Here is a 26,412-nt window from a genome sequence, read left to right on the forward strand (position 1 = left end):
AGTAGTCACTCCACGATCAGCGACATCGCTGACGAAAGATCAGGCCCTCCGGTGGAAACACCGGGGGGCTTTTTCTTGGGCGGTGGGGCGAAACTTGAACCCTTCCGGCCTTCAAGCGCTGACGGAACGCCGCGCCCCGGTTAAGACAGGGACCTGCCCGCGAAGGAGCTGTCATGCCTGAATCCGCCCCCGTACTCGTCCTCCTCGGCGGCGCGGGCGATCTGGCGATGCGCATGCTGCTGCCGTCGCTGTTCCATCTCGAGCTCGACCACCTGCTGCCCAAGGGGCTGCGGATCATCGCCGTCGGCCGGGCGCAGGGGAACGCCGACAGCTATCGCGCCGAGGTGAAGGCCGATCTCGAGACGCGCGACGTGTTCGACGCCGCCGGCTGGGACCGGCTGAGCGCGCGGCTCGACTACTGCGCCGCCGACGCCGGCAAGCCGGAGGGGGCGAAGGCGCTGGCCGAGCGGATCGGCGCCCACGGCGACCTGGTGTTCTTCTACGCCCTGTCGCCCAGCCTGTTCGCGCCGGTGACCGAGGCGCTGCGGTGCGCGGGTCTGACCGGCGCGCGGACCCGGCTGGTGCTGGAAAAGCCGATCGGCCGGGACCTGGAAAGCTCGCGGCGGATCAACGCGGCGATCGCCGCCGCCGTGCCCGAGACCCGGGTCTTCCGGATCGACCACTACCTGGGCAAGGAGACGGTGCAGAACCTGATCGCCCTGCGCTTCGCCAACACCCTGTTCGAGCCGCTGTGGACCAGCCGCAGCATCGACCATGTGCAGATCACCGTGGCCGAGACGCACGGCGTCGGCGACCGCTGGCCCTACTACGACGACTACGGCGCGATCCGCGACATGTTGCAGAACCACATGCTGCAGCTGCTCTGCCTGGTGGCCATGGAGCCGCCGTCGGATCTCGAGCCGGACGCGGTGCGCAACGAGAAGGTCAAGGTGCTGCGCTCGCTGCGCCCGTTCACCCGCGCCTCGGCGACCAGCGATAGCGTGCGCGGCCAGTACGGCGACGGGGTGGTCGATGGCCAGGCGGTGAAGAGCTACGAGAGCGAGGTCGGCCGGCCGACCTCGACCGAGACCTTCGTCGCCCTGACCGCCTGGATAGACAACTGGCGCTGGGCCGGGGTGCCGTTCTTCCTGCGCACCGGCAAGCGGATGGCCGAGCGCTGCACCCAGATCGTCATCCAGTTCAAGCCGGTGCCCCATTCGATCTTCGGCGGGGCCGCGGTCGGCGACCTGGAGGCCAACCGACTGGTCATCGAGCTGCAGCCTGACGAGGACATCTCCCTGACCATCATGAACAAGCGGCCGGGCCTGACGCAGGACTCCATGCGCCTGCAGCCGCTGCCGTTGTCGCTCAGCCTCGCCAAGGCGCTGGGCGAGGAGGGCGGCCGCCGGCGCATCGCCTATGAGCGGCTGCTGCTGGACGCCCTGCGCGGCGACCAGACCCTGTTCGTGCGCAACGACGAGGTCGAGGCGGCCTGGCGGTTCGTCGACGGCGTGGCCGACGCCTGGGTCGAGGCCGGCATGACGCCCAAGCCCTATGCGGCCGGCTCCTGGGGCCCCGGCGGCGCCTTCGCCCTGATCGAGCGGTCCGGCCGGTCGTGGAATGAATAGCCGCCCCGACATCGAACTCTGCGAGACGGCCGAGGAGGCCGCCCTGGCCGCCGCCGAGGCGATCGCCGACTGGCTGGCCGCGGGTCTGGCAGAGAGCGACCGCGCGGTGTTCGTCGGCACGGGCGGGTCGTCACCCGGCCCCGTCTACGACCTGCTCTCGACCCTGCCCATTCCGTGGGAGAAGGTCAGCGTGACCCTGTCCGACGAGCGCTGGGTCCCGCCCACCTCTCCGGAGTCCAACGAACGCCAGCTGCGCGAGCGGCTGATGGTCGGGGAGGCGGCCGCCGCCCGCTTCGTGCCCCTGTGGTCGGACGCCGCCACGGCCGAGGACGCCGCCGAGGCGGCCGAGATGGCGCTGGAGGACCTGTTCCCGGCCGATGTCGTGCTGCTGGGCATGGGCGAGGACGGCCACATCGCCTCGCTGTTCCCCGGCAGCCCCGTGCTGGAGGAGGGGCTGGACCCGCTGGGCGGCAGCCTCGTCATCGCCGTGCCGGCCGGCGAGCCCGCGCCGGCGATCGATCGGCTGAGCCTGACTCTCTACGCGCTGCGGCAGGCGTTCCTGATCCTCGTGCTGATCCGGGGCGAGGCCAAGCGCCGGATCATCGAGGAACGGGACGACCTGCCGATCCATGCGTTGTTCAGGGCGGCCGAGGGCATGCCCGTGCGCGTGATCTGGTCGCCCTAGTGTCCAAGGAGACGCCGATGCATCCCGTCGTTCAGGCTGTCACCGACCGCATCATCGCGCGCAGCGCGGAGACCCGCGCCGCCTATCTGGCCCGGATCGACGGCGCGCGGGGCGACAACCCCGGCCGCGCCAAGCTCAGCTGCGCCAACTGGGCCCACGCCTTCGCCGCCTCGGACCCGGGCGACCGGCTCAAGGCGCTGGATCCGAACGCGCCGAACCTCGGCATCGTCTCGGCCTACAACGACATGCTCAGCGCCCATCAGCCGCTGGAGCGCTATCCGGCCCTGATCAAGGCGGCGGCCCGCGAGGTCGGGGCGACGGCCCAGTTCGCCGGCGGGGTGCCGGCCATGTGCGACGGGGTCACCCAGGGGCGGCCGGGCATGGAGCTCAGCCTGTTCAGCCGCGATGTGATCGCCATGGCGACCGGCATCGCCCTGAGCCACGACGCATTCGACGGGGCCCTCTACCTCGGGGTCTGCGACAAGATCGTGCCGGGCCTGGCCATCGGGGCGCTGTCGTTCGGCCATCTGCCGGCGATCTTCGTGCCCGCCGGGCCGATGAGCTCGGGTCTGCCCAATTCCGAGAAGGCCAAGGTCCGCGCCCTGTTCGCCGAGGGCAAGGTCGGCCGGGACGAGCTGCTGGCCGCCGAACAGGCCAGCTACCACGGGCCGGGCACCTGCACCTTCTACGGCACGGCCAACTCCAACCAGATGCTGATGGAGATGATGGGGCTGCACCTGCCGGGGTCGGCCTTCATCCATCCCGACACGCCGCTGCGCGACGCCCTGGTCGCCGCGGCGGCCCGGCGCTGCGCGGAGATCGGGCCGCGCTCGGCCCAATGGACGCCGGCCGGCCACGTCGTCGACGAGAAGGCCGTGGTCAACGGCCTGGTCGGGCTGATGGCGACGGGCGGCTCGACCAACCATGTGCTGCATCTGGTCGCCGTGGCGCGGGCGGCGGGCATCCTGCTGCGGCTGGAGGACTTCGACGACCTGTCGCGGGCGACGCCGCTGCTGGCCCGCGTCTATCCCAACGGCTCGGCCGACGTGAACCAGTTCCACGCCGCCGGGGGCATGGCCTTCGTCGTGCGCGAACTGCTCGGGGCCGGACTGGTCCATGACGATGTCCTGACCGTAGCCGGCCGGGGGCTTCATCGCTATCGGCAGGAGCCGCATCTGGACGGCCAGGCGCTGGTCTGGCGCGACGGGGCCGTCGAGAGCCTCGATCGCGCCATCCTGCGGCCCGTCGCCGATCCGTTCGAGTCCGAGGGCGGCATCCGCCAGCTGGCCGGCGGGCTCGGCCGGGCGGTGATCAAGGTTTCCGCCGTCGCCCCGTCCCATCGGACGGTTCGCGCGCCGGCCGTCGTCTTCGAGACCCAGGAAGCGCTGCAGGCGGCGTTCCGCGCGGGGGACCTGAACAGGGACCTGGTCGCCGTCGTCCGCTTCCAGGGGCCGCGCGCCAACGGCATGCCCGAACTGCACGGCCTGTCGCCCGTGTTGTCGGTGCTGCAGGACCGCGGGTACAGCGTGGCGCTGGTCACCGACGGCCGCATGTCAGGCGCCTCGGGCAAGGTGCCGGCGGCCATCCACCTGACGCCCGAGGCCGCCGCCGGCGGTCCGCTGGCCCTGGTGCGGGACGGCGACATGATCCGGCTGGATTGCGCGGCCGGGGTCCTGGAGATCGAGGCCGATCTCACGGGACGCGACCCGGCCCCCACGCCGGCGGGCGGCGAGGGCTATGGCCGCGAGCTGTTCGACGTGTTCCGGCGATCGGTCGGGGCGTCCGACGCCGGCGCGTCGTCGCTGTTCTAGACGTCCGGCATCGACCTGCGGCGAACGGTCGCGTGGCGGCGGCGCGGCCCTATTGTGGCGGGAAAACGGCCCGAATTGCTGCGCTGCAATTGTTGGACGCTGGTATGCGAGTCCGGTTGACGTTCGGGCAGATCATACCGCATCATCGAAACATGTTGGCTGACGGACCATTCGGCTCGCGTCGTAATGACGCGCCGGAGCGTCCGGACAGCGCCACAAGCCTTGAGGGGGCTGGTTGACGCTTCTGTCGCGCACCAGGATCGGGTCTGCAAAACGGGCGTTTTCCGCCCGCCGGAGCGACTCACTCTCCAAACCTCTTCACATGAATCCCCCGGCGGCGTTGTCGCCGGAGGCAAAGCCGCGTGCGTCTACGCGATCCTCAGGAGGACCGTAGCGCGAGCGATAACGCCGTAACCGTCATTCGAAACAAACAAGACGGGCCGGCATGGGAGAAAACAGGGAGGGTTATCATGCGAAAAATAGGCTACCTGGCCGGGGGCTCCGTCCTCGCCATGGCCTTGTCGCTGGGAGCGGTTTCATCCGCCTCCGCGCAGGCCGCACAACCGACGGAAGTCGAAGCGATCGTCGTCACCGGCTCGCTGATCGCGGGCACGCCCGAGGACGCCGCGCTGCCGGTGGATGTCATCGGCGCCGAGGAATTGGCGAAACAGGGTTCCCCCACCACCGTTGAACTGCTGAAGGGCCTGTCGGTCTCCAACGGCGTCCTCGGCGACACCAACCAGTTCGACTCCCGCGCCCAGGGCTCGGAAGGTTCGGGCTCGGTCAACCTGCGGGGTCTCGGTCCCACGCGGACCCTGGTGCTGATGAACGGCCGGCGCCTGCCGATCAACCCGTTCGCCCTCGCCGGCGCGGGCGCGGTGGACACTAACATCATCCCGTCCGCCGCCATTGGCCGGGTCGAGGTGCTCAAGGACGGCGCCGCGGCCACCTACGGCTCCGACGCCATCGCCGGCGTGGTCAACTTCATCACCCGCACTGACTTCGAGGGCATGGAGCTGAGCGCCAGCTACAAGGCGATCGACGCCTCGGACGGCGACTACACCGCCAGCATGATCTACGGCTGGCAGGGGGATAACTCGAACCTTCTGCTCAGCGCCGGCTGGCAACACCGGTCCGAGCTGGGCATCAAGGATCGCGACTGGGCCAGCCTGCCCTATCTGACCAACCCTGAAGGCGGATGGTCGGCGGCGGGCAACCCGTCGACGATCATCCCGCTCGCGGCGTCTACGACGGCTTTCCGCGACGATCAGTGCACGCCGCTCGGCGGCTACGCAGGCTTCAGCGGCCTGACCCCTGTCTGCTACTGGCAGTACAACCAGTATGACAACCTCGTCGAACTGGAAGATCGCTACCAGCTCTACGGCGAGTTCAACGCGAACCTGAGCGATACGACCAAGCTGCATATCGAAGGTCTGTACGCCAGCACCGACGTGCCGGAGTGGAAGACATCGCCGTCGTACGCGCTCCTCGCCGCCCCGACGTCGACGGTCTCGCCGGTCCCCGGTCGCTACTATGTGCCCGGAACGAACCCCGGCCTGCAGGCCTACATCGCCGCGCATCCGGGGAACATCGCCACCAGCTCGCTGGCCACCGGCGCCGCTTCCAGCCTGCCTTCGGCGTCCCTCGCGGCGGGCGTGCTGATGGTCGCCAACCGGCCGTACGCAATGGGCGGCAACCCGATGTTCGGCTACGGCCCCTCGGAAGGCTCGCGGAACTTCAAGGCCTACCGCCTCGCCGCGGACCTGAGCGGCGAGTGGAACAACGCGGTCAACTGGGACTTCTCGATCTCCTACGGCGAGGAGCGCGGCAATCGCACGGGCTATGACACCGTCGTCAACCGCTATGAGCTGGCCCTGCGGGGTCTCGGCGGCGCCAATTGTAACGGCATCGTCGCGGGCAACGCCGGATCGACCTGCGAGTGGGCCAACCCCTTCTCGTCGTCAATCCCGGGCAACGCCATCACCGGCCAGGGCGGCACTACCTTCAACCCGGCGCTGGCCAACAGCGCCGCGCTGACCCGCTGGTTCTTCCAGAAGCTCGAAACGACCCAGACCAGCGGTCTGTTCGTCGTCGAGGGCCTGTTCAGCGGCAACCTGGGCTGGGAGCTCCCGGGCGGCGAGTCCAAGTGGGCGTTCGGCATGCAGTATCGCCGGTCGACCTTCGAGGCCACCTACAACGACATCTCCAACCGGGCCAAGAATCCCTGCCTCGATACGCCCATCACCGGCACGCTGACCTGCGCCACCGGCCAGGGCCAGGGTCCGTTCGCCTTCCTCGGCGTGGGCAGCAATGCTGACCTGAAGCAGGAGGTGAAGTCGGCCTTCACCGAAGTGGTGCTGCCGTTCACCGACAACTTCAACGCCACCATCGCGGCGCGTTACGAGAGCTATGACGGCGCCGTCGGGTCGACCTTCGATCCGAAACTGTCGGTCCGCTGGCAGGTGGTCGATGGCTTCGCCCTGCGCGGCTCGATCGGCACCACCTTCCGGGCGCCGCCGCCGGTTTCGCTGAACAGCGACTTCATCACCTCGCTGCAGTCGATCAACGGCACGTTCCGGGCGGTCGACATCTACGGCAACCCGAACCTGTCTCCGGAAACCGCCACGACCTACAGCGTCGGCGGCATCTTCGAAGTCGGCAACTTCAAGGCGACGGTCGACTACTGGAACTTCGACTTCCAGGACCCGATCACCACCGATCCTGTCGCCGGCATGGTCAGCAAGCTGTTCAGCAACGGCATCGGCGCCGGCGCCCAGCTCAACTGCGCCGGAGCGGGCCCGATCTTCAACCGCTTCACCTTCTCGAGCGGCAAGACCTGCGCCCAGTTCAATGCGCTGGCCAGCCCGGCCGCCACGGCGTCGGGTGAAATCCAGCGTCTGCGGACCGAGACGGTCAACGGCGCCGGGGTGAAGACCTCCGGCATCGACGTGATCGCCGACTATACCTTCGATGATTTCCTGGGCGGCAGCCTCGGCATCGGCGGCACGGCCACCTACGTCATCGAGTACAAGACCGAAGCCACGGACGTCGCCGGCGTCACCGTTGCTCCGGCCTTCGACGCGGTCGGCCTGTTGAACTACCAGACCACGGCCTACCCGCTGCCGCAGTGGAAGGGCAGCGTCTATGCGGAGTACACCAACGGACCGCACAACCTGCGTCTGACGGTGCGCTACATCGACAGCTACACCGACCAGCGGATCAGCATCTTCTGTACCGCCGTCGTCGCGCCCTGCACCTCCATCCCTTACAAAACGACGGCCGGCGTGGCGGTGGGGCAGCCCAACGGCAAGATCATCGACGCCTTCGTCACGACCGATCTCGCCTATCGGGTCTTCCTGCCTTGGGACACGACGCTCACCGCCTCGGTGGACAACCTGTTCGACAAGGATCCGCCCTTCGCCCGACTGGACCTGAACTACGACCCGTTCACGGCCAGCGGCCTGGGTCGCACCTGGAAGTTCAGCCTGACCAAGAAGTTCTAATCCCCCCCGGTTCCGGGATTCACCTTCAGGGGCGGCTTCGGCCGCCCCCTTTTTTTGTCCGGAACGTCGGCTAGCGGGTGAAGACACCCAGCAGCAGCGGGCGGGCGAACAGGGCCGCGGCCTCCCCGCGCTCCAGCCCGGGAACCCACTGGTCCAGCGAGGCGGCGGCGTTGATCGTCGAGCTCAGCATGTGCGCAGCGACCAGCGGATCGACGGGCCGGATCGAGCCTTCCGCGATGCCGTCCGAGATCATCCCGGCGAAGCGGTCGGAGACACGGTTGTAGCGCTCGACTGTCTCGAATCTCAGGTCCTCGGGCAGGGCCGTCATCGCCGAGGCGCGCAGCAGCGGTCCGCTGTCCGACAGCTGGTATTCGACCAGAGCGGAGGCGGCGGCGGCCAGCCGGGTCCACTGGTCGACCTTCAGCTCGCGCGCCGCGACCTGGATGCCGCGCATGACGCCGAAGGTCCGTTCGAAGCAGGCGGCGACCAGGTCATCTTTGGCTTCGTGGTGATGATAGAAACTGCCCTTGGTGACGTTCAGCTCGGCCGAGATGTCCTCCACCGACGCTCCGCGATAGCCCTTGCGGTTGATCAGCCGGGTGGCGGCGACCAGGAAGGTCTCGTGGTTGACGTCCGGTCCGGACGGCTCGCCGCGCACCGGCTCGGGCAGGGCGGGCGGGGCCCAGGCGCGGGCGCCGACCGCCAGGCCGCCGGACAGGATGTCGAACATCCGGTCCCGCAGGCGCGGATAGTCCTCGATGTCGTAGCGGGGCAGCCAGGTGACCGTCCAGAAGGCCTGCTCCAGCAACAGATGGGTCCGCGCCGTGGCCTCGCGCCGGTCGAGGCCCGAGAACTCCGGGTCATCGAAGACGCCGCGCACGCTGCGGAACAGATCATTGAAGGCGTCCGCCACCTGGGTCCGCAGCGGCTCCTTCAGGGCGCGCATCTCGCTGAAGGCGACGATCGGCGGGGCCTCCCGGGCGCGGATGCGGCGCACCAGATCAAAGAACAGTTCTAGAAACCGGGCCAGCCGGGCGCGGGCGCCCGGCGCGGCGGCGGCTTCGACCGCCAGGCCGTTGAAGATGGCGATGCCGCGGATGAAGCAGGCGGCGGCGAGGTCTTCCTTGCGCCGGTAGTAGTAGGTCACCGAGGTGGTGATCAGCCCGACCTCGGCCGCCACGTCGGCCAGGGTCATGCCCTTCACCCCCTGGCGGTTGAGGATGTTGGTGGCGGCGGTGAGGATGGCTTCCTTCTTGGCGGCGTAGCGGGCGGTGGCGGCCGTGCCGGGGATTTCGGGCTGCGCGCTCAAGCCGCCGGCTCCGCGATGGCGACGACAGGGGTTGGGGCGGGCCAGGCCATGACGGGTCTCTTCGCTTTCCGGTTGCGGCGCAGCCTAGAATGCTCGGTGTGGCTAAGGAAAGGCCGTTCCGCGCCGGGCGCCGCCGCAAACCGCGTCGAAGCGTCTCAAGCCGCCTGTTCGTGATCCGGATCGGCGACGATGGCCATGATCTGGGCGATCAGCGCCGTCGGCGACAGGGGCTTGGCGACGATGCCGTTCATGCCCGCCGCCAGATAGGCTTCCGCCTGATGTGACAGGGCGTTGGCGGTCATCGCCAGGATCGGCGTCGAGCGGACCGGCTCGGGCAGGGCGCGAATCCGCCGCGTCGCCTCGACGCCGTCCATCACCGGCATCTGGACATCCATGAAGATCAGGTCGAAGGCGGACCGGCCGGCCGCCTCGACGCCGCGCAGGCCGTCGTCGGCGGTTTCAACCTGGGCCCCGAGCTGCTCCAGCATGCGGGTGGCGATCAGGCGGTTGGTCGGATTGTCCTCGACCACCAGCACGCGCAGGCCCTCCAGCAGGCCTTCGGCCTCCGCGGCCTCCGCGGCCGGGACGGCGACGGCGGGTGCGACCACCTCGATCCAGAAGGTCGAGCCCTCGCCCAGCCGGCTCTCGAAGCCGATCTCGCCGCCCATCAGCTCGGCCAGCCGGCGGCTGATCGCCAGGCCCAGGCCCGAACCGCCGAACCGACGCGTGGTCGAGCCGTCGGCCTGGTGGAAGCGCTGGAACAGGTCGTTCTGCGCGCCGGGCGCGATGCCCACGCCGGTGTCGCGGATCTCGATCCGCAGGCGGTTGTCGCCGGCGCCCTCGACGCGGCTGAGCCGGGCGTCGATGCCGCCGGTCAGGGTGAACTTCACCGCGTTGCCGATCAGGTTGAACAGGATCTGGCGCAGCCGGACGGGGTCGACGGAAGCCCAGCCGAGGCCCGGCTCCACGTGGGTCGTCAGCCACAGGCCGCGACTCGCCGCCTGCGGCCGGAGCAGGCCCGCGACGCTGTCGAGCAGGGCGGCCGGATCAACCGGCTCGGGCGTAAACTCCAGCCGTCCGGCCTCGATCTTGGAAAAGTCGATCACGTCGTTGAGCAGTTCCGCCAGCATCTGGCCGCAGCCGACCGCCTCGTCGAGCAGCTGGCGGCCGTCGTCTGACAGCTTCTCGCTCTTGAGCAGATGCAGCACGCCGAGCACGCCGTTCATCGGCGTGCGGATCTCGTGGCTCATGTTGGCCAGGAACTGGGCCTTGGCCTCGGCCGCGTCGAGGGCCGCGTCGCGCGCCTCGGCGACTTCGCTGACGTCCTGGGTCAGGCCCAGAACATCCCAGCGACCGGACGGCCGCCGGCGCAGGCCTCGCCAGGCCGCCCGCAGCCGCGCCCAGCCGCCGTCTTCCGCGCGGAAATGGCGGTACTCGACCACCCGCGGTTCGCCGGTGGCCAGGGTGTGGAAGAAGGCCTCGCCGACCCGCGCCTGGTCGTCGGGATGGATCTCCGAGGTCATCTCGTCGGCGGTGATCGTGCGGCTGCCCGAGGCGCCCGGCGCGCCGGCCTTCGAGAGGTCGGTGTCGATGTCGTAGAGGCCCGTCTCCGGGTCGAAGCGCCAGACGAACACGCCGGCCGCCTCACGCAGCAGGTCGTTGGTGCGGGCGGCGTCGGCGCTTTCGGCCGCGCGCTGGTGTTCGGCGGTCACGTCCTGCAGCACGACGATGGCGGCGTCGCCGCCGCCGCGCTTGACCCGCGCCCGGACCCACAGCACCTCGCCGTCCTTGCGCAGCAGCCGGTGTTCGGCGCGCGCCTCGCCGACGGCGATCAGATCACCGACCAGACCCTTGACGATGGCCGCGTCGCCGGGGTGGATGAAATCCTCGATCGGGCGGCCGACCGTATCCTCGGCCGACCAGCCGGAAACCTCCGTCCAGGCCGGATTGATCCGCGAGATCATCCCGCCCCGAATGAGGACGAAAATGTCGACCGAGTTCTGGAAAAACCAGCGCGCGGCCTCGATGTCGAGTTCGGATGGGGCGTTCGCCCTCGTTTGTCCGAGCATGGGGTTTCCTCTTTGTGGGCTCACCCTAGGGCAGGTTTGGTAAAGTTAGGGTTGCGGCATACCGGGGCTTCGATATTGGAAATGGATGCTCCAGGGAGATGAACGCGTGACCAAACCGGAAAATCTGGGCCTCTCGTCCGACCGTCTGGCGCGGATCGCGCCGTTCCTGAAGCAGCGCTACATCGACAGCGGCAAGCTGCCCTGCGCCCAGGTGCAGGTCTGGCGGCGCGGGCATCTGGCCTACGAGACGACGCTGGGCCTGGCCGACCGCGAGCGGGGCAAGCCGCTGGCGGCCGACTCGCTGTTCCGCATCTACTCGATGACCAAGCCGGTCACCTCGGTGGCCTTCATGATGCTGGTCGAGGAGGGGCTGGTCGCGCTCGACGATCCGGTGGCGAAATACATCCCGGAGTGGGCGAACCTCGGGGTGTTCGCCGCCGGGACCGACGCCGGCTGGGCGACCACGCCGCCGGCCCGGCCGATGCTGGTCATCGACCTGCTGCGCCACACCAGCGGCCTGACCTACGGCTTCCAGATGCAGGGCAACATCGACGCCGCCTATCGCAAGTTGAAGGTGGGCGAGGACCTGCGCCACGGCACGCTCGACGAGTTCATCGCCACGCTGGCGACGATCCCGCTGCAGTTCTCGCCGGGCGACGCCTGGAACTACTCGGTCAGCACCGACGTGCTGGGCTACCTCGTCGGCAAGATCAGCGGCGTGCCGTTCGCGCGGTTCCTGCAGGAGCGGATCTTCGGGCCGCTCGGGATGGTCGACACCAGCTTCACCGTGCCGGCCGACAAGGCTGACCGGCTGACGGCCTGCTACGCGGCGGGCGTGCTGGGGTCCAAGTCGGTGCTCCAGGGCGCGCCCAAGCTGCAGGATGATCCGGCCGTCAGCCCCTACCTGACCGAGACCCAGTTCCACTCCGGCGGCGGCGGGCTGGTCAGCACCGCCGACGACTACATGCGGTTCGCCCGCATGCTGCTGAACGGCGGGGAACTGGACGGCGTCCGGCTGCTGGGCCCCAAGACGCTGCAGCTGATGGCCTCCAACCACCTGCCCGGCGGCAAGGACCTGACCCAGATGTCGAAGTCGCTGTTCAGCGAGGCGACCTACGCCGGGGTCGGGTTCGGCCTTGGCTTCGGGGTGACCATCGACCCGGCGGCGACCATGCTGGCCGGCAGCAAGGGCGACTTCTTCTGGGGCGGCGCGGCCAGCACCTTCTTCTGGGTCGATCCGCTCGAGGACCTGGCCGTGGTGTTCCTGACCCAGCTGCTGCCGTCGTCGGCCTACCCGGTGCGGCGCGAGCTGCGGACGCTCGTCTACGCGGCGCTTACGGAAGTGGCGGGCTAGCGGCCTCCGCGGCTTCGACGCGGGCCGCCAGCTCGGCCACCGTGGCCTCGTGGCCCGCGCGGGTGATGTTGTAGGCGGTCATCGCCGCCAGGGCGCCGCCGTAGAGGATCGCCAGCGTCGGCATGTAGACCAGCGCCAGGTTGCGGATCACCTCGGGGTCGACGTCGGCCGGCTTGACCCCCTGGGGGAAGCTGACCAGCGTCAGGATCACCCCCGCGACCATCACGCCCACGCCCGACACCGCCTTCTGCACCAGGCTGGTGAAGGCGAAGAACAGGCCCTCGTTGCGGCGGCCGGTGCGCTGCTCGCTGTACTCGACCACGTCGGCCAGCATGGCGGTGATCAGGATCGAGGCGGTGATGCCGAGGATGCCGCGCACCACGCCGTCGAGGAACAGCCAGGGCACGATGGTCGGGATGGCCGTGCCGGCGATCATCTCGCCGTTGTCGGGGAACAGGCCGAGCAGCCGCAGCATCATCGGGAGGAAGCCGACGAGCACCGAGGCCGCCAGCAGGATCGCGCCGCCCAGCTTCTTGCCCGAGCGCTTCGTCAGCATCGGCGCCGCGACCAGGGCGATCGAGGAGGAGATGAAGCTGTCCATCACCAGCAGGCCGGTCCAGGCCGAGTTCAGCTCCCAGAAGTAGGTCGAGAAGTAGAAGGTCAGCGAGAAGCTGACGCCCTGGGCGATGGCCGCCAGCAGGCCGACCCCGGTAATGGCGATGAACGGCCGGATAGCGAGGGTCTTGCCGACTTCCTTAACCGTCTGGGCAAGGCTCAGGCCCCGGTCCGGCTTCGGCTGCGGCAGCCAGGGGATGAAGCGGTGGGTGCCGGCCGCCGAGACGACGATCGAGATGAACATCAGCGCCGCGGCCAGATAGCCGTAGTGGGAATAGCCGTCGCGGTTCAGCTGGCCGATCGGGTAGTCGGGCGTCGGCTGCAGGAAGACGAAGAACATCACCACCGTCAGCGCCAGCCCGCCCCACCAGCCGAAGAAGAACCGCCAGCCGAGGATCGCCGAGCGCTCGGTGTAGTCGGTGGTCAGCTCGGCCGACATGGCCGAGGAGGGGATCTCGTAGAGGGTGATGAAGGTGCGGATGATCACCGCCACCACCACCAGGTACCAGAACAGCGCGTCATGGTCCCAGTCCGGCGGGTTCCACAGCAGCAGGAACGACAGCGCTACCGGCAGGGCCGAGGCGTACATGAACGGGTGCCGGCGGCCCCAGCGGCCGCGCCAGTGGTCCGACACATGGCCGATGACCGGATCGATCAGGCAGTCGACCAGCATGGCCACCATGATCGCCAGCGCCACCTTCGACGCCGGCAGGCCGATGACCTGGTTGTAGAACAGCAGCAGGAAGACGCGGAAACCGTTGTCCTTGATGCCGTAGGCGATCGAGCCGAAGCCGTAGAGCATCCGCGTGCCCAGCCCGACCCGGGGCCGCGGCCCCGGCCCGGCGACGTGGCCTCCGGTCCCGCCGGTCGCGCGCGCGTCGTCCGTCATGCAAGTATCCTCCCGCATCGCCCACGCTCTGACGTCGCGGGTCGGTTTCGAAGGTGGAGTACGGTTGCGGTGCGAGTCAATCGCAAGAACGGCGGCGCGGCGTGGTTTGCGGCGCGCGCGGCCTTCGACACGCCCCTTCGGCCCGGCCCGGGAAGACGTATAGACTGGCCGTCGGGGTGAGCCGCGGCGCGCGGGGCGACCCCGCACGATCAACCCCGGAGCCCGACCCCCATGATGGTCTCGACCACCAACGACATCCCCGGCCACATCATCGTCCGCCACATCGGCCTGGTGCGCGGCATCACCGTCCGCTCGCGCAGCGTGCTGGGCAACCTCGGCGGCGGCATCCAGGCGATCTTCGGCGGCAAGCTGTCGATCTACGTCAGCCTGGCCGAGACGGCCCGCGCCGAGGCCTACGACCACCTCGTCGAACACGCCCGCGAGATGGGCGCCAACGCCATCATCGGCATGCGCTACGACGCCAACGAGATCATGGACGGCATCACCGAGGTGCTGGCCTACGGGACCGCGGTGGTGGTGGAGTAGGACATTCCTCTCCGCGAAGCGGGGAGGGGGACCACGCGGAGCGTGGTGGAGGGGCCGGCGCGAACGCCAGCGTGAAGTCGGGTCTTTCCGGCCCGGCCGGCGCTGACCCCTCCACCAGCCTCCGGCTGGTCCCCCTCCCCGCAAGCGGGGAGGAATGAGCGCGGGAGGGGTAGGTGTCACGGCTCCGCCTCCCGCTCCGCCTCGCTCCCCCCGCCCGGGCTGACATAGTCCTCCGGCAGGCCGAGGTTGCGCCGCCATTGGCGGGCGCGTTCGAGGTAGGCGGGCAGGATCTCGCCCTTGCCGGCCATCAGGGCCTCGGCCAGCTCGCCGGCGATGTTGAAGGCCAGGTCCTGCAGGGCCGAATGTCTCGACTGGACCTCGTCGGCGTCGTCGACCTCCCACGATTGCGGCACCACCTCGTCCAGTTTGGCGATCAGGCCGGCGGCGCGGGCCAGGCGCAGGGCGTCGGCGCTGCGGCCGCGCGTCAGGGCCGTCATGGCCAGCGACAGGGCCTTGCGCGCCACGGCCCCGGCGTCGAGCGACGCGGGCGGCACGGCGAGGGCGTAGAGGTTGGCGTGGTCGAACGGCAGGTCGTCCGGTCCCGGCGCCGGGACGGGCGGCGGCGAGGCGGCGGCGGGCGCCGGGTCCGGCCAGGGCGACGGCGGCCCGACCTGCACCCCGCCGCGCCAGTTGGCCTGGGCCCGCTTGGTCCAGCCCTCGCGCTGCGCCCGCTTGCGCAGCCCCGACACCGAAACCCCGAACCGCGCCGCCACCGTCGGCGCCGACAACCCCGACAGATAGGCCGCCCGGATCATCTCCCAGGTCCGGCGGGAGGCGGTGACGTAGGTGCTGGTCGGATGGGCTTTCATGCCGGGCATTATGCGGCCGGCCGGAGGGGCGGGGGTTCGCGGCGGTGTTTCCGGTCGGGGAGTCCCGGGAATGTCGTGCGATGTCGCGGGTTTATGCGTCTTCAGAGTCCATCTTCACCACCGCGCTCATTCCTCTCCCGGAGGGAGAGGGGGACCCTCCGTCGCCGCGAAGCGGCTAAGGAGGGTGGAGGGGCGGCGCGAACGCGAACGGCCCCATCCTGAATTCAGGCTTGTCCGGCCAACCCGGCGCCGCCCCTCCACCGCCGTCCCGGCGGTCCCCCTCCCCACTGCGTGGGGAGGATCGGCGGACTTGACCCTCCGCCCCGCCGGGCGATGATGCCGTCATGAGTTTCCAGGCCTACCTCGACAACATCCAGGCGAAGACCGGCAAGACCCCCGCCGACTTCAGGGCCATGGCCGCCGACAAGGGCTTCGCCGACGCCGCCGGCCTGCGCCCCGGCGTCAAGGCCGGCCAGATCGTCCAGTGGCTGAAGGACGACTTCGATCTGGGGCACGGCCACGCCATGGCCATCGTGGCGCTGCTGAAGGGGAAGGCGGACTGAACCCTTCTCCATCGCGGAGACGTGGGTCGTCGTTGATCACATTCGGGCCGGCGCCTGGCGCCGCCGAACGCGCCGCCGCCGCGCTGCATATCCGCAAAACCATGTTATCCGGGACTCGACTCAAGAGAGAAAAACAGCCTTAATGACTCCATAAGCTGTGTCACCGGAGGGGGCGATGGGTCTGTTTTCTGGGCTTATGGGGCGTGGGGCGGATACGAGCCTCGATGTGGGGACCGCCGTGATGATCCCCATGGTCGCGGGCATGTTGGCCGACGGATCGATTGACGATGACGAGGTCCGTCAGATTCGGTCGATCTGTGTCTGGAGCCCGATCTACGCGCGGAACAGCATGGATCGGGACACCGAAATCATCCTGAAGGCCATTCGTCTGGTGGAGGACTTGGGGGCGCAATCCGCATGCGAGAAGGCGCGCGACTTCCTCTCGCCGGGCCTGCGCGAAACGGCGTTCATTTCGGCGGTCCGCCTCGTCTTCAGCGATGGCCACGTGGGCCAGAAGGAACAGCGGACCGTCGAGAACCTGGTCGGCTGGCTCGCGATCGCGCCCGAGAGGGCCCGAATGCTCGTTGAAGCCGTCTCCATCATGCAGCACACCGAAGGGGCCTAGGCGCCCGCGTCGCTCGACCTGCAAGTCCGCCAACCCCGAAAGAATGGGTTTTCGCGATGAAGAACCTCGCCAGGCTATTGGCGTCTCCGATTCATGGAGCGGGAATGGAGGGGCCGCCGGGACGGCCGGAATCCTGGAAGTGCCGGAGCTGTGGCGCTTCGGTTCCCAACAGGCTCGCAACCTGTCCCAGGTGCGGCGCCGGACGGTAGGCCGCACGCTCGAACAAGACCACCCGGAGACCCCCATGTCACAGTATTCCAGATGTCCGAGCGGCTGCGGGAACACGACGCGCGGAGCCGCCGTCTTCGAATGCGGCAGGTGTGGAAAGAGATACTGCCAGAAGTGTGGAAGCAGCCGGTTCGGGGATGTCTGCCCGCGGTGCGATCAGGCGGGGCGTCCCGCCGGCAGGATCGGATAGGCGGTCCCGAAATCCCGAACGGATGACGCGCCGGACGATCCGGATCCGTCCCTCGACGGCGGAGCCGGCGCGATCCGGAAGGACGGCCGTCACGTCGCGCGGGGTTGGGGCCCCCCCCATCCCCGCCCCTTCCCCATCGACCGGGAAGGGGGATGGCCCTTGATCTCATGCGGGCCAGCGTGCCGGACGGTCCAGGTTGGTCCGCCGACGCAGACCCTGCGGGCCTGTCGCTGCGCGACGCGCAGCGCCCTCGAGTTAAGGAGCGGCGGCGCGATCTTCGCGCCGCATGCGGCGGCCACCGGCCGACGCCGCGACGAAACTGGCCCGCCCGGCGATCGTCTCGGCATGAAATGAAGGGGTGGTGGGCGCGCGCGCTCAACGATCAAGACCACCCACGCAGGGGGTCTTTACTACACGCGGCATTCCTGCAACCTCGAAGCGAACGGGCAGGGAGGATTAAAGGCCATGGCAGGTGGATTTGAGTTGGGGACGGTCAGCCTTCACGATCATGACCCCCGATACCAGAAAATCCCTGGAGACGAGTACGGTCGCACCATCTCTTTCTCTAGTGAAGCAATCGGTCGAGGCGGGGCCCGCGTTTCAGTCATTATTGGAAATAACGGAACCGGAAAGAGTAGCCTTCTAAAGGGTATTGCAAATTACTTCCTTAGCTTGAAATCAAAATACTACCCACAATCTGAAACGGACAGGGGAGAGTTTCGATCAATATCATATTCCAATTGTGACCATAGATGTGAAATTCTCAATACTACTGGAAGAATAAAAAGTGAATTAGTTGACGGATCGCTCGGCGGCAATTCCGACCTTGCCGCTCCAGCGCGCGTTATTGCGCTAACGACAACGCCCTTCGACAAATTTCCGCTTCAACCAATTCAGCGGAACGACAACGACATATATCGATACATGGGATTGAAGGATAGGACCGGACGCTCATCTACGGCGCGTTTCCTATTCGAAACTCTATCGAATCTGGTCAGCGAGGGCGACGACTCCGTAGTTCGGCAGCGCCGTGTAGCGAGAGTATTTCGTTTTCTAAATTATGATCCCGCAATTCTTGTAACTTACTCTATGAGAGCAACGCGCGAGATCGCCGAATATGTTCGTGGAAGATCGGGATGGCTTGAGCGGATTGGCGAGCGGGAGACAATCTCCAACTTAAGTGTTGCTGCCCAACGAGAATTGGATCGCTTAAAACGCCAAGCTGCTAGGTACAAAATATCAGAGAAGACAATTAGCGACGCCTTTTTCCAGATTGAAAATCTGACCCCATCCGGAAGTTTGAATCTCTATATGAACTTGGAGGATCCGAGCGAGAATATTGGATTGCTGATTGGTCTAAACAACCTACGAAGGATTGGGTTGATTAGCATGCGATCGATGAAATTGATTAGGAAGGGGGGCGGCGAGGTCGATATTTCACGGGCTAGTTCAGGCGAGCTTAGTATCGTATCTTTATTCGCGGGCCTAGCGTCTGTTATGGAGGATAATAGTCTCATTCTCATTGATGAGCCGGAAATCAGCCTTCACCCGGAGTGGCAGGCGAAATATGTTGATTTATTGACTTCTATTTTCAGTGAATACAATGGATGCCATTTCATAATAGCAACGCATTCACCAATCATCATTTCGGATTTACCGGATAAGGCGGCCATAATTTCACTAGATAGTAGTGAAACTACCAATGCGGCGATCGCGTCGGGGCAATCTCCGGACTATGTCTTGGCAAAGGTTTTTCGCTCACCCGGAGATGGCAATTTATTCGTCAGAGAGGAAATCGTTCGAGCCGTCCGGCTGGCGGCTGATGGAATGATACTGTCGAATGAGTTCGGATATATAGTTAAGGGGCTTTCGAGCATATATTCGAATGTCGATGACGGCGGAGAAGTGGCCGCGGTAATTAAGGAATTGGAACACGCGCGAAATTTAGCGGGTGAAAAATGAACCCAGTCGTTTATTCGAAAGCGGAAAAATCTGTCGTAAAGCATTTTATAGATAATGTTGAGAATCTCGGATCGGGATATTGGTCCGATCCCGGTGCCGCTGGAATAAAAGAGTCCATCAAGAGGCATTATATAAAGGAACAGAATTATCGTTGTTGCTACTGTAAGTCAATAACATTAAGCGATAATATGCTGGTGTGGAGTTGTGATCATATAATACCGAAGAGTGTGTATCCGAAGTTCCTATTTGAACCGAGAAATCTCGCTATTTGTTGCCCGGACTGTAACACCAACAAGGGTGAAAAAAAGTCACTGGATCGAGATGATCGCGTGAGATTTCCAACGACATCCGGAGCGTACAATATATTTCACCCCCATTTTGATCAATGGGACGATCACCTTGGGAAGGTGGGGAGTTATATATACTGGTCCAAAAGCAAAAAGGGATCCAAGACGATTCTGGACTGTGCTCTTCATCGATTTGCAAAGATGGCTATTGGGGCGCGACGTGAGATGGACGATGAGAGATTTGAAGAACTTGTGGATCGTCTGATATTTGGAAAGAAGGCGGTAAAAGAGACAGCATTGGCAGAGCTTGCCGTAATTGTGGCTGGCATCGGTGACGACTAATGGCGGCGTAGTCGGCGCACCACGATAGGGGTCCGGTCCGATTTCCTCGGTCAGAGGTTAGGGCCCGCCCCCCTACAGCTTCCCCTTCCTGAACCGCTCCTGCGCCTCCGCCCGGGCCGCCTTCCGCTCGCGCATCGGCGCGGCCTTGTCGGCCGTTTCGCCCTCGGCCGTCATCAGGTCGTTGGCGAATTCCAGGTCCATCATCTTCAGGCGCTTGATCTCGTCGCGCAGTCTCGCGGCGGTCTCGAACTCGAGGTTGCCGGCGGCTTCGCGCATCTTTGTTTCGAGGTCGCGTAGGGTCGCCTGGAAGTTGGAGCCGAGGAACGGCCGGGCGTCCTCGGCCACGCCGACGTCGATGTTGACGCGGTCGCCGCGCTCGTAGGGGCTGGCGAGGATCTCCTTGATGCGGCTCTTGACGCTCTCGGGCGTGATGCCCTGTTCGAGGTTCCAGGCGTGCTGCTTGTCGCGGCGGCGCTGGGTCTCGCCCATCGCGCGCTCCATGCTGCCGGTGATGCGGTCGGCGTAGAGGATCACCTTGCCGTCGACGTTGCGGGCGGCGCGGCCGATGGTCTGGATCAGGCTGGTTTCCGAGCGGAGGAAGCCCTCCTTGTCGGCGTCGAGGATGGCCACCAGGCCGCACTCGGGGATGTCGAGACCCTCGCGCAGCAGGTTGATGCCGATGAGGATGTCGAAGGCGCCCAGGCGCAGGTCGCGGATGATCTCGATGCGCTCGAGGGTGTCGACGTCGCTGTGCATGTAGCGCACGCGCAGGCCCTGCTCGTGCATGTATTCGGTGAGGTCCTCGGCCATCTTCTTGGTCAGGACCGTGACCAGGGTGCGATAGCCGCGGGCGGCCATCTCGCGGGCCTCGGCGATGACGTCGTCGACCTGGCTGGCGTTGTCCTTCGTGACCGGGCGGACCTCGACCGGCGGGTCGATCAGGCCGGTCGGGCGGATGACCTGCTCGGCGAACACGCCGCCGGCCTTGTCCATCTCCCACGGGCCGGGGGTGGCGCTGACGTGGACCGTCTGCGGCCGCATAGCCTCCCACTCCTCGAACTTGAGCGGGCGGTTATCGAGGGCGCTGGGCAGGCGGAAGCCGTACTCGGCCAGCGTCCATTTGCGGCGGTAGTCGCCGCGGTACATGGCCCCGATCTGCGGCACCGTCTGGTGGCTCTCGTCGCAGAACAGAAGGGCGTTGTCGGGGATGTATTCGAAGAAGGTCGGCGGCGGCTCGCCCGGCCGGCGGCCGGTCAGGTAGCGGCTGTAGTTCTCGATGCCGGCGCAGCTGCCGGTGGTCTCGATCATCTCGATGTCGAAGCGGGTGCGCTGTTCGAGGCGCTGTGCCTCCAGCAGCTTGCCGTTGGCGATCATCCAGTCGAGGCGCTCCTTGAGCTCGGCCTTGATGTGGGTGATGGCCTGGTTGAGCGTCGGGCGCGGCGTGACGTAGTGGCTGTTGGCGTAGATCTTCACCGACGGCAGGTCGGCGGTCTTGCGGCCGGTCAGCGGGTCGAACTCCTGGATCGTCTCGATCTCGTCGCCGAACAGCCCGACGCGCCAGGCGCGGTCCTCGTAGTGGGCGGGGAAGATCTCGATCGTGTCGCCGCGCTTGCGGAAGGTGCCGCGCTCGAAGGCCGCGTCGTTGCGCTTGTACTGCTGGGCGACCAGGTCGGCGACCAGCTGGCGGTCGTCGATCTTCTGGCCGACCGCCAGCTCGAAGGTCATGGCCGTGTAGGTCTCGACCGAGCCGATCCCGTAGATGCAGCTGACCGAGGCGACGATGATCACGTCGTCGCGCTCCAGCACCGCGCGGGTGGCGCTGTGGCGCATGCGGTCGATCTGCTCGTTGCGGCTGGAGTCCTTCTCGATGAAGGTGTCCGTGCGCGGAACGTAGGCCTCCGGCTGGTAGTAGTCGTAGTAGCTGACGAAATACTCGACCGCGTTGTCCGGGAAGTAGCTCTTGAACTCGCTGTAGAGCTGGGCCGCGAGGGTCTTGTTCGGGGCCAGGATCAGGGCCGGCCGCTGGGTCTCGGCGATGATGCTGGCCATGGTGAAGGTCTTGCCCGAGCCGGTGACGCCGAGCAGCACCTGGTCGTGCTCGCGGGCCTTGATGCCCTCGACGAGGTCGCGGATCGCCGTCGGCTGGTCGCCGGCCGGGCTGTACTCGCTGACCAGCCGGAACGGGATGCCGCCCTCGGACTTGGCCGGCCGCTGCGGCCGGTGCGGGGCCCACATCGGCGGGGTGGCGGCGTTGGCCAGGTCATGCACGAAGGCGGCGGAGACGTCCTCGACGCCTGCCTGGATCTCGGGGGAACGGGCCATGAACAGGAACGTAGGGCGGCGGGGGCGGGATGGCTAGGGGCCGCTGCTGACAGGGGTGTGGCAGCAGGGTGGCGGTGGGTTGGCGGGAGGCGCACAAACCCGCTCATCCCGGCGAAGGCCGGGACCCAGGCGTTTTTGATTTTTCCGCAACGGTCGGCGTGTTCGCGAAAAAACCTGGGTCCCGGCCTTCGCCGGGATGAGCGGAGATATTGAGCCCTATTTCCCAAGCAGCGCCTTCACCGCCGCATCGAGCTGCGCGTCGCGGCCGGCGGCGGTCTCGCCCAGCGGGCGGTCGACGTCGATGTCCACCGGGCGGGGGTTGCCCTCCATGTTCTGGCCGCGCAGGTCCTCCACGCGGATGAACGGCAGGCGCACGCTGGAGCCGTCGATCAGCTCGCGGCCGCCGGTGAAGATGATCCAGCCGGCCGTGGGCTTGCCGACCACCTTGCCGAGGCCCAGCGACCGGTAGCCCTCGGTGAAGTCCTCGGCGTCGGACAGCGACGACTCGTTGGTCACCAGCACGGTCGGCAGGCCCAGCGCGCGCTGGCCGAGGTTCTGGCGCGACGGCACCGGGAAGCGGTCGCGGGCGGTCATCAGCAGGTAGTTGCGCCGGGTGAAGACGTCGAGCACATAGCCGTTGACGTAACCGCCGTTGTTGTTGCGCACGTCGATGACCACGCCCTCGCGGCCCTGGTTCTGGGCGTCGAGGTCGATGTAGAGCTGGGCCAGAGAGGCGTCGCCCATGTCGGCGATGTGGACGTAGCCGAGCTTGCCGCCGCTGACGCGCTCGACATAGGCGCGGCGGTCGCTGACCCACTGGCGATAGAGCAGGCCGCTGGCCACGGCCGGGGACACCGGCCGCACCACCGCCTCGCGGGTCTTCGCCGGATCGCCGGCCGCGCCGATGGTCAGCACCACCCGCTTGCCGGCCTGGCCGCGCAGCAGCCGGTCGAGGCTGACGCCGGGGGTGAGTTTCTCGCCGTTGACGGCGACGAGGGATTCTCCCGGCTTGATCGTGCCCTCGACGGCGGCGGGACCCAGGGTGATGACCTCGCGGATGATCAGGCCCTTGCCCGCTTCGTAGGCCTGGCGGTCGTAGCGCAGGCCGAGGTCGCCGATGCGGCCGGGCGGCGGACCGGTGTCCGGGCCGCGGATGCCGCTGTGCGAGGCGTCCAGCTCGCCGATCATCAGGTTGATGTCGCGGCGCAGCTCGTCGCCCGTGCGGGCCCCGGCGATGTAGGGCAGCCAGGCGGCGCGCAGGGCCTTCCAGTCCTTGCCGTGGAACTTCGGGTCATAGAAGCCGCGGTCGAGCGTGCCCCAGGCCTGGTCGAACACGACCATCTTCTCGGCGTCGAAGTCGATGTCGAGGTCGGCGTTGACGGCGAGGGCCTTGGGCTTGGGCGACTCCACCGGGCTGGAGAAGATCGTGCCGCCCTCCAGATAGAAGACCGACTTGGAGTCCGGCGTGAACACGCCCGAGCTCTTGCCCTTGCGGCTGGAGGTCAGCTGCACGGCGACCGGCGGCTCCTTGGCCAGCTCGTCGAGGTTCCAGGTGTAGTAGTTGACCACCCCGGCGGCGCGGGCCTGGAACAGCAGGGTCTTGCCGTCCGGGCTGATCGTCGGATCGCCCGAGTCCATGCCCACCGGGATGAAGGAGGCGCGTTCGCGGATGCCTTCAAAGACGATCTTCACCGGGTCGGGCTTCTTCGCCGGCCTGGCGGGCGCGCCGGGCTTGCCCGGTTTGGCCGCGTCCGCGGCGGCCGGGGTCGCCGGCGGCGCCGCATCGTCCGCTCCCGGAGCATCGGGCGCGGGGGAGGGGCTCTCGGGCGTGGTCGTGGGCTTGAACAGTTCGCGGAAGGCGTCCTCGCGGTACTTCGGCGTGTTCGGCAGCAGGTCGATGCGCAGCAGCTTGGCGTCCTCGCTGCGCTGGCCGGTGTCGGTGACGATGTACTTGCCGTCCGGCGACCAGACGATCTTGCCGCCGGTCTGGCCGTTGGCGAGGAAGCTGATCTGGCGCGCCTCGCCGCCGGCGGCGGGGATCACATGCAGGTTGCCGAAGGCCTTGCGGTCGGTGACCACGAAGACGATCCAGCGGCTGTCCGGCGACCAGACCGGCGCGCCGTCCTCGAACCCGTCCAGGGCGCCGGACCAGATGGTCGCGTCCTTCGCCACCGCGCCGCTGTCGCTCAGGGTGATGACGTGCAGCTCGTGGCCGTTGCGGACATAGGCGACCATCTTGCCGTCCGGCGACCAGACCGGGACCGTGCTGCGGTCGTTGCCGGTGGTCAGGGCCCGTTCCGTCGCCGTGGCGAAGTCCCAGGCGTAGACGTTGGCGCTCAGGCCGCGCTCGGAGGCGTAGAGCAGCTGTTTGGAGTCGGGCGACCAGACCGGGTCGCGCTCCAGGCCGGCCGTGCGGGTCACGCGCTGGGCCGGGCCGCCGTCCTTGGCCGTGGTGGCGAACAGCTCGCCATGGGCGATGACCGCGACCTTCTTGCCGTCGGGCGACAGGGCCAGATCGTCGAAGTCGGAGACGCTGAGGCGGCTCTCGCCGGCCGCGGCGGGCGCGCCCTGCAGGGTGATCGGCACCTGCCGCGCCTTGCCGGTGGCCGTATCGAGCGACCAGATGGCGAAGCCGCGCTCGAAGACGATGGTCTTGCCGTCGTAGCCGATGGTCGGCCACAGCACGCGGCCGTCGCTGAACCGGGTGATCTGCTCCGGCTTGCCGCCAAGCGGCAGGCGCCAGAGGTTCTCGTTCCCGCCCTCGTCGCTCATGTAGTAGAGCGCGCCGCCATCGGGCCGCCACATCGGCCAGGCGTGCCGCGCGCCCGACGGCAGCAGCTGGCGGTAGGGCGCGCCGGTCGCGATCGGCTTGAGCCACAGCTCGGTCTGGTCGATGTGGCTGCTGCCGTGACGCCACCACTGGCCGTTGCTGATGCCCTTGGCCATCAGGGCGATGGCCTGGCCGTCGGGCGAGGGGGCGCTCTGGAATTCGTTGAGGTAGCGCTCGTTGCTGACTTCCAGCGGCACGCCGCCGGTGGCCCGCACGCGGAAGATGTCGCCCTGGCGCTGCACGTCGTTCACGCCCGAGGTGAAGTAGATCCACTGGCCGTCGCGCGACCAGCCGTCGAGCGCCTCGTTGCTGTCGGCGAAGGTCAGGCGGGTGACCACGCCGCTGGCCAGCGACAGGATGTAGAGGTTGGCCACGCCGCTGCGCGTCGAGACGAAGGCCAGCTTCGTCCCGTCCGGCGACCAGAGCGGGCGGGACTCGGTGGCCGGGTCGGTGACCAGCAGCCGCGCGACGCCGCCCGCGGCCGGGACGGTCCAGATGTCGCCGCCCGAGGCGAAGGCGATCGTCTGGCCGTCGGGCGACAGCGAGGGCTCGGCCAGCGAGGGCAGCGGCTGCACGGGCTCCCGCGCGCCGGCCAGGCTCCAGCCTCCGCCGATGACCACGGCGACGAGCACGGCCAGGGCGGCCTTGATCCGGATGTGCATGAAACGGTCCCCACCAGGCGCCGCCGGCGCCGCAATCCGCGACCCTCCCGCAGGACGGGCCGCGAGGAAAGAGGGGCCGGCCGGTCGGCGGATTACATTTTGCTCATGCTTCGATCATCCGCCAGCCGCCGATCGGCCTGACCGTGGCGCAGCTGGGGCCGCCGTCCCTGGCGATGCCGGGGAAGCGGGCCTCGAGCCGTCGGCCGGTGGCGGCGGCCTCGCGGGCCAGGTCGTCGGGCAGGTCCTCGAACCAGACCTTGCCGCGGCGGCTCCAGGGCGAGTCATGCTGGCCGGCGCTGGTCCCGACGCGGAAATAGACGAAGCGGCGACCGCCCTGGTTCTTCACGAACGGGCCGAGATAGCGCACGCCCTTGCCGTCCTCGACGAAGCTGACCGTGACATCGAGCGACAGGTCGCCGCCGTCGGACATCGCCTGGTCGATCGGCGCGTCATCCTTCTGCAGCGCGTACATCACGCCGGCGAGGGGAGCGACGAGGATGATGCGCAGATGCAGGGGCTGACCGGCCATGACGACAGACTATACCCGAAGCCCCGGCCGCCGCCATGGTGACAGCCTGTTGTCAGCAGGCCGCCCGGACGCGGTTTCCCCGGGGCCGGGTTCGGTTAGGATCGCCTCCCGAGCTGGAGACCCTCATGCCCAAGATCGACCTGTCGACCGCCCCCCGCCGGGGCGGATCGCGCTATCCCGCCCCGATGAACGAACCGTGCAAGCACCGGTCGTGGATCGAACTGGCGCAGGCGGCCGGCCTGACGCTGGTCGGGGTCAACCTGCTGACCCTGCCGGCCGGGCAGTGGTCGAGCCAGCGGCACTGGCATGCCGACGAGGACGAGTTCGTCTGGGTGGTGTCCGGCGAGGTGGTGCTGGTCGAGAATGACGGCGAGACCGTGCTGCGGGCCGGTGATTGCGCGGCCTGGAAGGCCGGGGTGGCCGACGGCCATCACCTGCAGAACCGGTCCGACCAGGACGCCCTGTTGCTGCAGGTCGGCAATCCCAGCAACGAGGCGACCGAGTGGGTCGACTATCCGGACATCGACCTGTGCCTGCGTCCGGGGCGCGGCGTCTACCTGCACAAGGACGAGACGCCGTACTGACGGGCCGTGC

Annotated in this window: 18 protein-coding genes; 11 read left to right on the forward strand and 7 right to left on the reverse strand. The window is 67.6% G+C overall.

The window, feature by feature from the left end; genetic code table 11:
• Positions 1 to 173 precede the first annotated feature (173 nt).
• The 4 genes from zwf (at position 174) to AC1RN0_RS00020 (ending at position 7,627) form a co-directional block, all read left to right on the forward strand.
• Positions 174 to 1,628, forward strand: a complete 1,455-nt coding sequence (zwf, locus tag AC1RN0_RS00005; protein WP_492785365.1) for a glucose-6-phosphate dehydrogenase — start codon at positions 174 to 176, stop codon at positions 1,626 to 1,628.
• Positions 1,621 to 2,313 carry a 6-phosphogluconolactonase gene (pgl, locus tag AC1RN0_RS00010; protein WP_492785366.1) on the forward strand — a complete coding sequence of 231 codons (693 nt, stop codon included), beginning with the start codon at positions 1,621 to 1,623 and terminating at the stop codon, positions 2,311 to 2,313. Before zwf ends, pgl begins: the two co-directional genes overlap by 8 nt.
• Before the next feature lie 17 nt (positions 2,314 to 2,330).
• The gene (gene edd / locus AC1RN0_RS00015; RefSeq protein WP_492785367.1) at positions 2,331 to 4,124 is read left to right on the forward strand and encodes a phosphogluconate dehydratase; all 1,794 of its coding nucleotides are present in this window, start codon (positions 2,331 to 2,333) and stop codon (positions 4,122 to 4,124) included.
• Between the two features lie 470 nt (positions 4,125 to 4,594).
• The gene (locus AC1RN0_RS00020; RefSeq protein WP_492785368.1) at positions 4,595 to 7,627 is read left to right on the forward strand and encodes a TonB-dependent receptor; all 3,033 of its coding nucleotides are present in this window, start codon (positions 4,595 to 4,597) and stop codon (positions 7,625 to 7,627) included.
• A 70-nt stretch (positions 7,628 to 7,697) separates the two neighbouring features.
• Here the strand turns inward: AC1RN0_RS00020 and AC1RN0_RS00025 are convergent, their stop codons facing one another.
• A complete protein-coding gene (locus AC1RN0_RS00025; protein ID WP_492785369.1) occupies positions 7,698 to 8,936 on the reverse strand; it encodes a TetR/AcrR family transcriptional regulator in 1,239 nt (412 codons plus the stop codon).
• Between the two features lie 155 nt (positions 8,937 to 9,091).
• A complete protein-coding gene (locus AC1RN0_RS00030; RefSeq protein ID WP_492785370.1) occupies positions 9,092 to 11,005 on the reverse strand; it encodes a hybrid sensor histidine kinase/response regulator in 1,914 nt (637 codons plus the stop codon).
• Positions 11,006 to 11,111: 106 nt separating this feature from the next.
• On the opposite strand from AC1RN0_RS00030, the gene AC1RN0_RS00035 reads away from it, so the two are divergent.
• A complete protein-coding gene (locus AC1RN0_RS00035) occupies positions 11,112 to 12,359 on the forward strand; it encodes a serine hydrolase domain-containing protein (RefSeq protein ID WP_492785371.1) in 1,248 nt (415 codons plus the stop codon).
• Here AC1RN0_RS00035 and AC1RN0_RS00040 read toward each other — a convergent pair.
• Complete coding sequence (locus tag AC1RN0_RS00040; RefSeq protein WP_492785372.1) at positions 12,340 to 13,863, reverse strand: MFS transporter; 1,524 nt, start codon at positions 13,861 to 13,863, stop codon at positions 12,340 to 12,342. The two genes, AC1RN0_RS00035 and AC1RN0_RS00040, sit on opposite strands and share 20 nt — an antisense overlap.
• A gap of 231 nt (positions 13,864 to 14,094) precedes the next feature.
• Here AC1RN0_RS00040 and AC1RN0_RS00045 point away from each other — a divergent pair, with 231 nt between their 5' ends.
• The gene (locus AC1RN0_RS00045) at positions 14,095 to 14,409 is read left to right on the forward strand and encodes a YbjQ family protein (protein ID WP_492785373.1); all 315 of its coding nucleotides are present in this window, start codon (positions 14,095 to 14,097) and stop codon (positions 14,407 to 14,409) included.
• Between the two features lie 176 nt (positions 14,410 to 14,585).
• Here AC1RN0_RS00045 and AC1RN0_RS00050 read toward each other — a convergent pair whose 3' ends face one another.
• Positions 14,586 to 15,278 (reverse strand): hypothetical protein, encoded by a 693-nt coding sequence (locus tag AC1RN0_RS00050; RefSeq protein ID WP_492785374.1) that lies wholly within the window; start codon positions 15,276 to 15,278, stop codon positions 14,586 to 14,588.
• Positions 15,279 to 15,622: 344 nt separating this feature from the next.
• On the opposite strand from AC1RN0_RS00050, the gene AC1RN0_RS00055 reads away from it, so the two are divergent.
• The 4 genes from AC1RN0_RS00055 (at position 15,623) to AC1RN0_RS00070 (ending at position 19,475) form a co-directional block, all read left to right on the forward strand.
• Positions 15,623 to 15,841, forward strand: coding sequence for a DUF4287 domain-containing protein (locus AC1RN0_RS00055; protein ID WP_492785375.1), 219 nt, complete (start codon positions 15,623 to 15,625; stop codon positions 15,839 to 15,841).
• Between the two features lie 175 nt (positions 15,842 to 16,016).
• Positions 16,017 to 16,466, forward strand: a complete 450-nt coding sequence (locus AC1RN0_RS00060) for a tellurite resistance TerB family protein (protein ID WP_492785376.1) — start codon at positions 16,017 to 16,019, stop codon at positions 16,464 to 16,466.
• An 883-nt stretch (positions 16,467 to 17,349) separates the two neighbouring features.
• Positions 17,350 to 18,846: an AAA family ATPase gene (locus tag AC1RN0_RS00065; protein ID WP_492785377.1), complete on the forward strand. Its 1,497-nt coding sequence runs from the start codon at positions 17,350 to 17,352 to the stop codon at positions 18,844 to 18,846.
• Positions 18,843 to 19,475 carry an HNH endonuclease gene (locus AC1RN0_RS00070; RefSeq protein WP_492785378.1) on the forward strand — a complete coding sequence of 211 codons (633 nt, stop codon included), beginning with the start codon at positions 18,843 to 18,845 and terminating at the stop codon, positions 19,473 to 19,475. The genes AC1RN0_RS00065 and AC1RN0_RS00070 overlap by 4 nt, the downstream gene beginning before the upstream one ends.
• Before the next feature lie 72 nt (positions 19,476 to 19,547).
• Here AC1RN0_RS00070 and uvrB read toward each other — a convergent pair whose 3' ends face one another.
• The 3 genes from uvrB to AC1RN0_RS00085 all read right to left on the reverse strand — a co-directional run bounded on the left by uvrB (position 19,548) and on the right by AC1RN0_RS00085 (position 25,818).
• A complete protein-coding gene (gene uvrB, locus AC1RN0_RS00075) occupies positions 19,548 to 21,797 on the reverse strand; it encodes an excinuclease ABC subunit UvrB (RefSeq protein WP_492785379.1) in 2,250 nt (749 codons plus the stop codon).
• A 216-nt stretch (positions 21,798 to 22,013) separates the two neighbouring features.
• Positions 22,014 to 25,289 carry a S41 family peptidase gene (locus tag AC1RN0_RS00080; protein ID WP_492785380.1) on the reverse strand — a complete coding sequence of 1,092 codons (3,276 nt, stop codon included), beginning with the start codon at positions 25,287 to 25,289 and terminating at the stop codon, positions 22,014 to 22,016.
• A 103-nt stretch (positions 25,290 to 25,392) separates the two neighbouring features.
• Positions 25,393 to 25,818: a DUF5990 family protein gene (locus tag AC1RN0_RS00085; RefSeq protein WP_492785381.1), complete on the reverse strand. Its 426-nt coding sequence runs from the start codon at positions 25,816 to 25,818 to the stop codon at positions 25,393 to 25,395.
• Positions 25,819 to 25,943: 125 nt separating this feature from the next.
• Here AC1RN0_RS00085 and AC1RN0_RS00090 point away from each other — a divergent pair, with 125 nt between their 5' ends.
• Complete coding sequence (locus AC1RN0_RS00090; protein WP_492785382.1) at positions 25,944 to 26,402, forward strand: cupin domain-containing protein; 459 nt, start codon at positions 25,944 to 25,946, stop codon at positions 26,400 to 26,402.
• Positions 26,403 to 26,412: the final 10 nt, after the last annotated feature.

It is taken from the genome of Caulobacter sp. GW821-FHT12F03 (genome assembly GCF_058806855.1).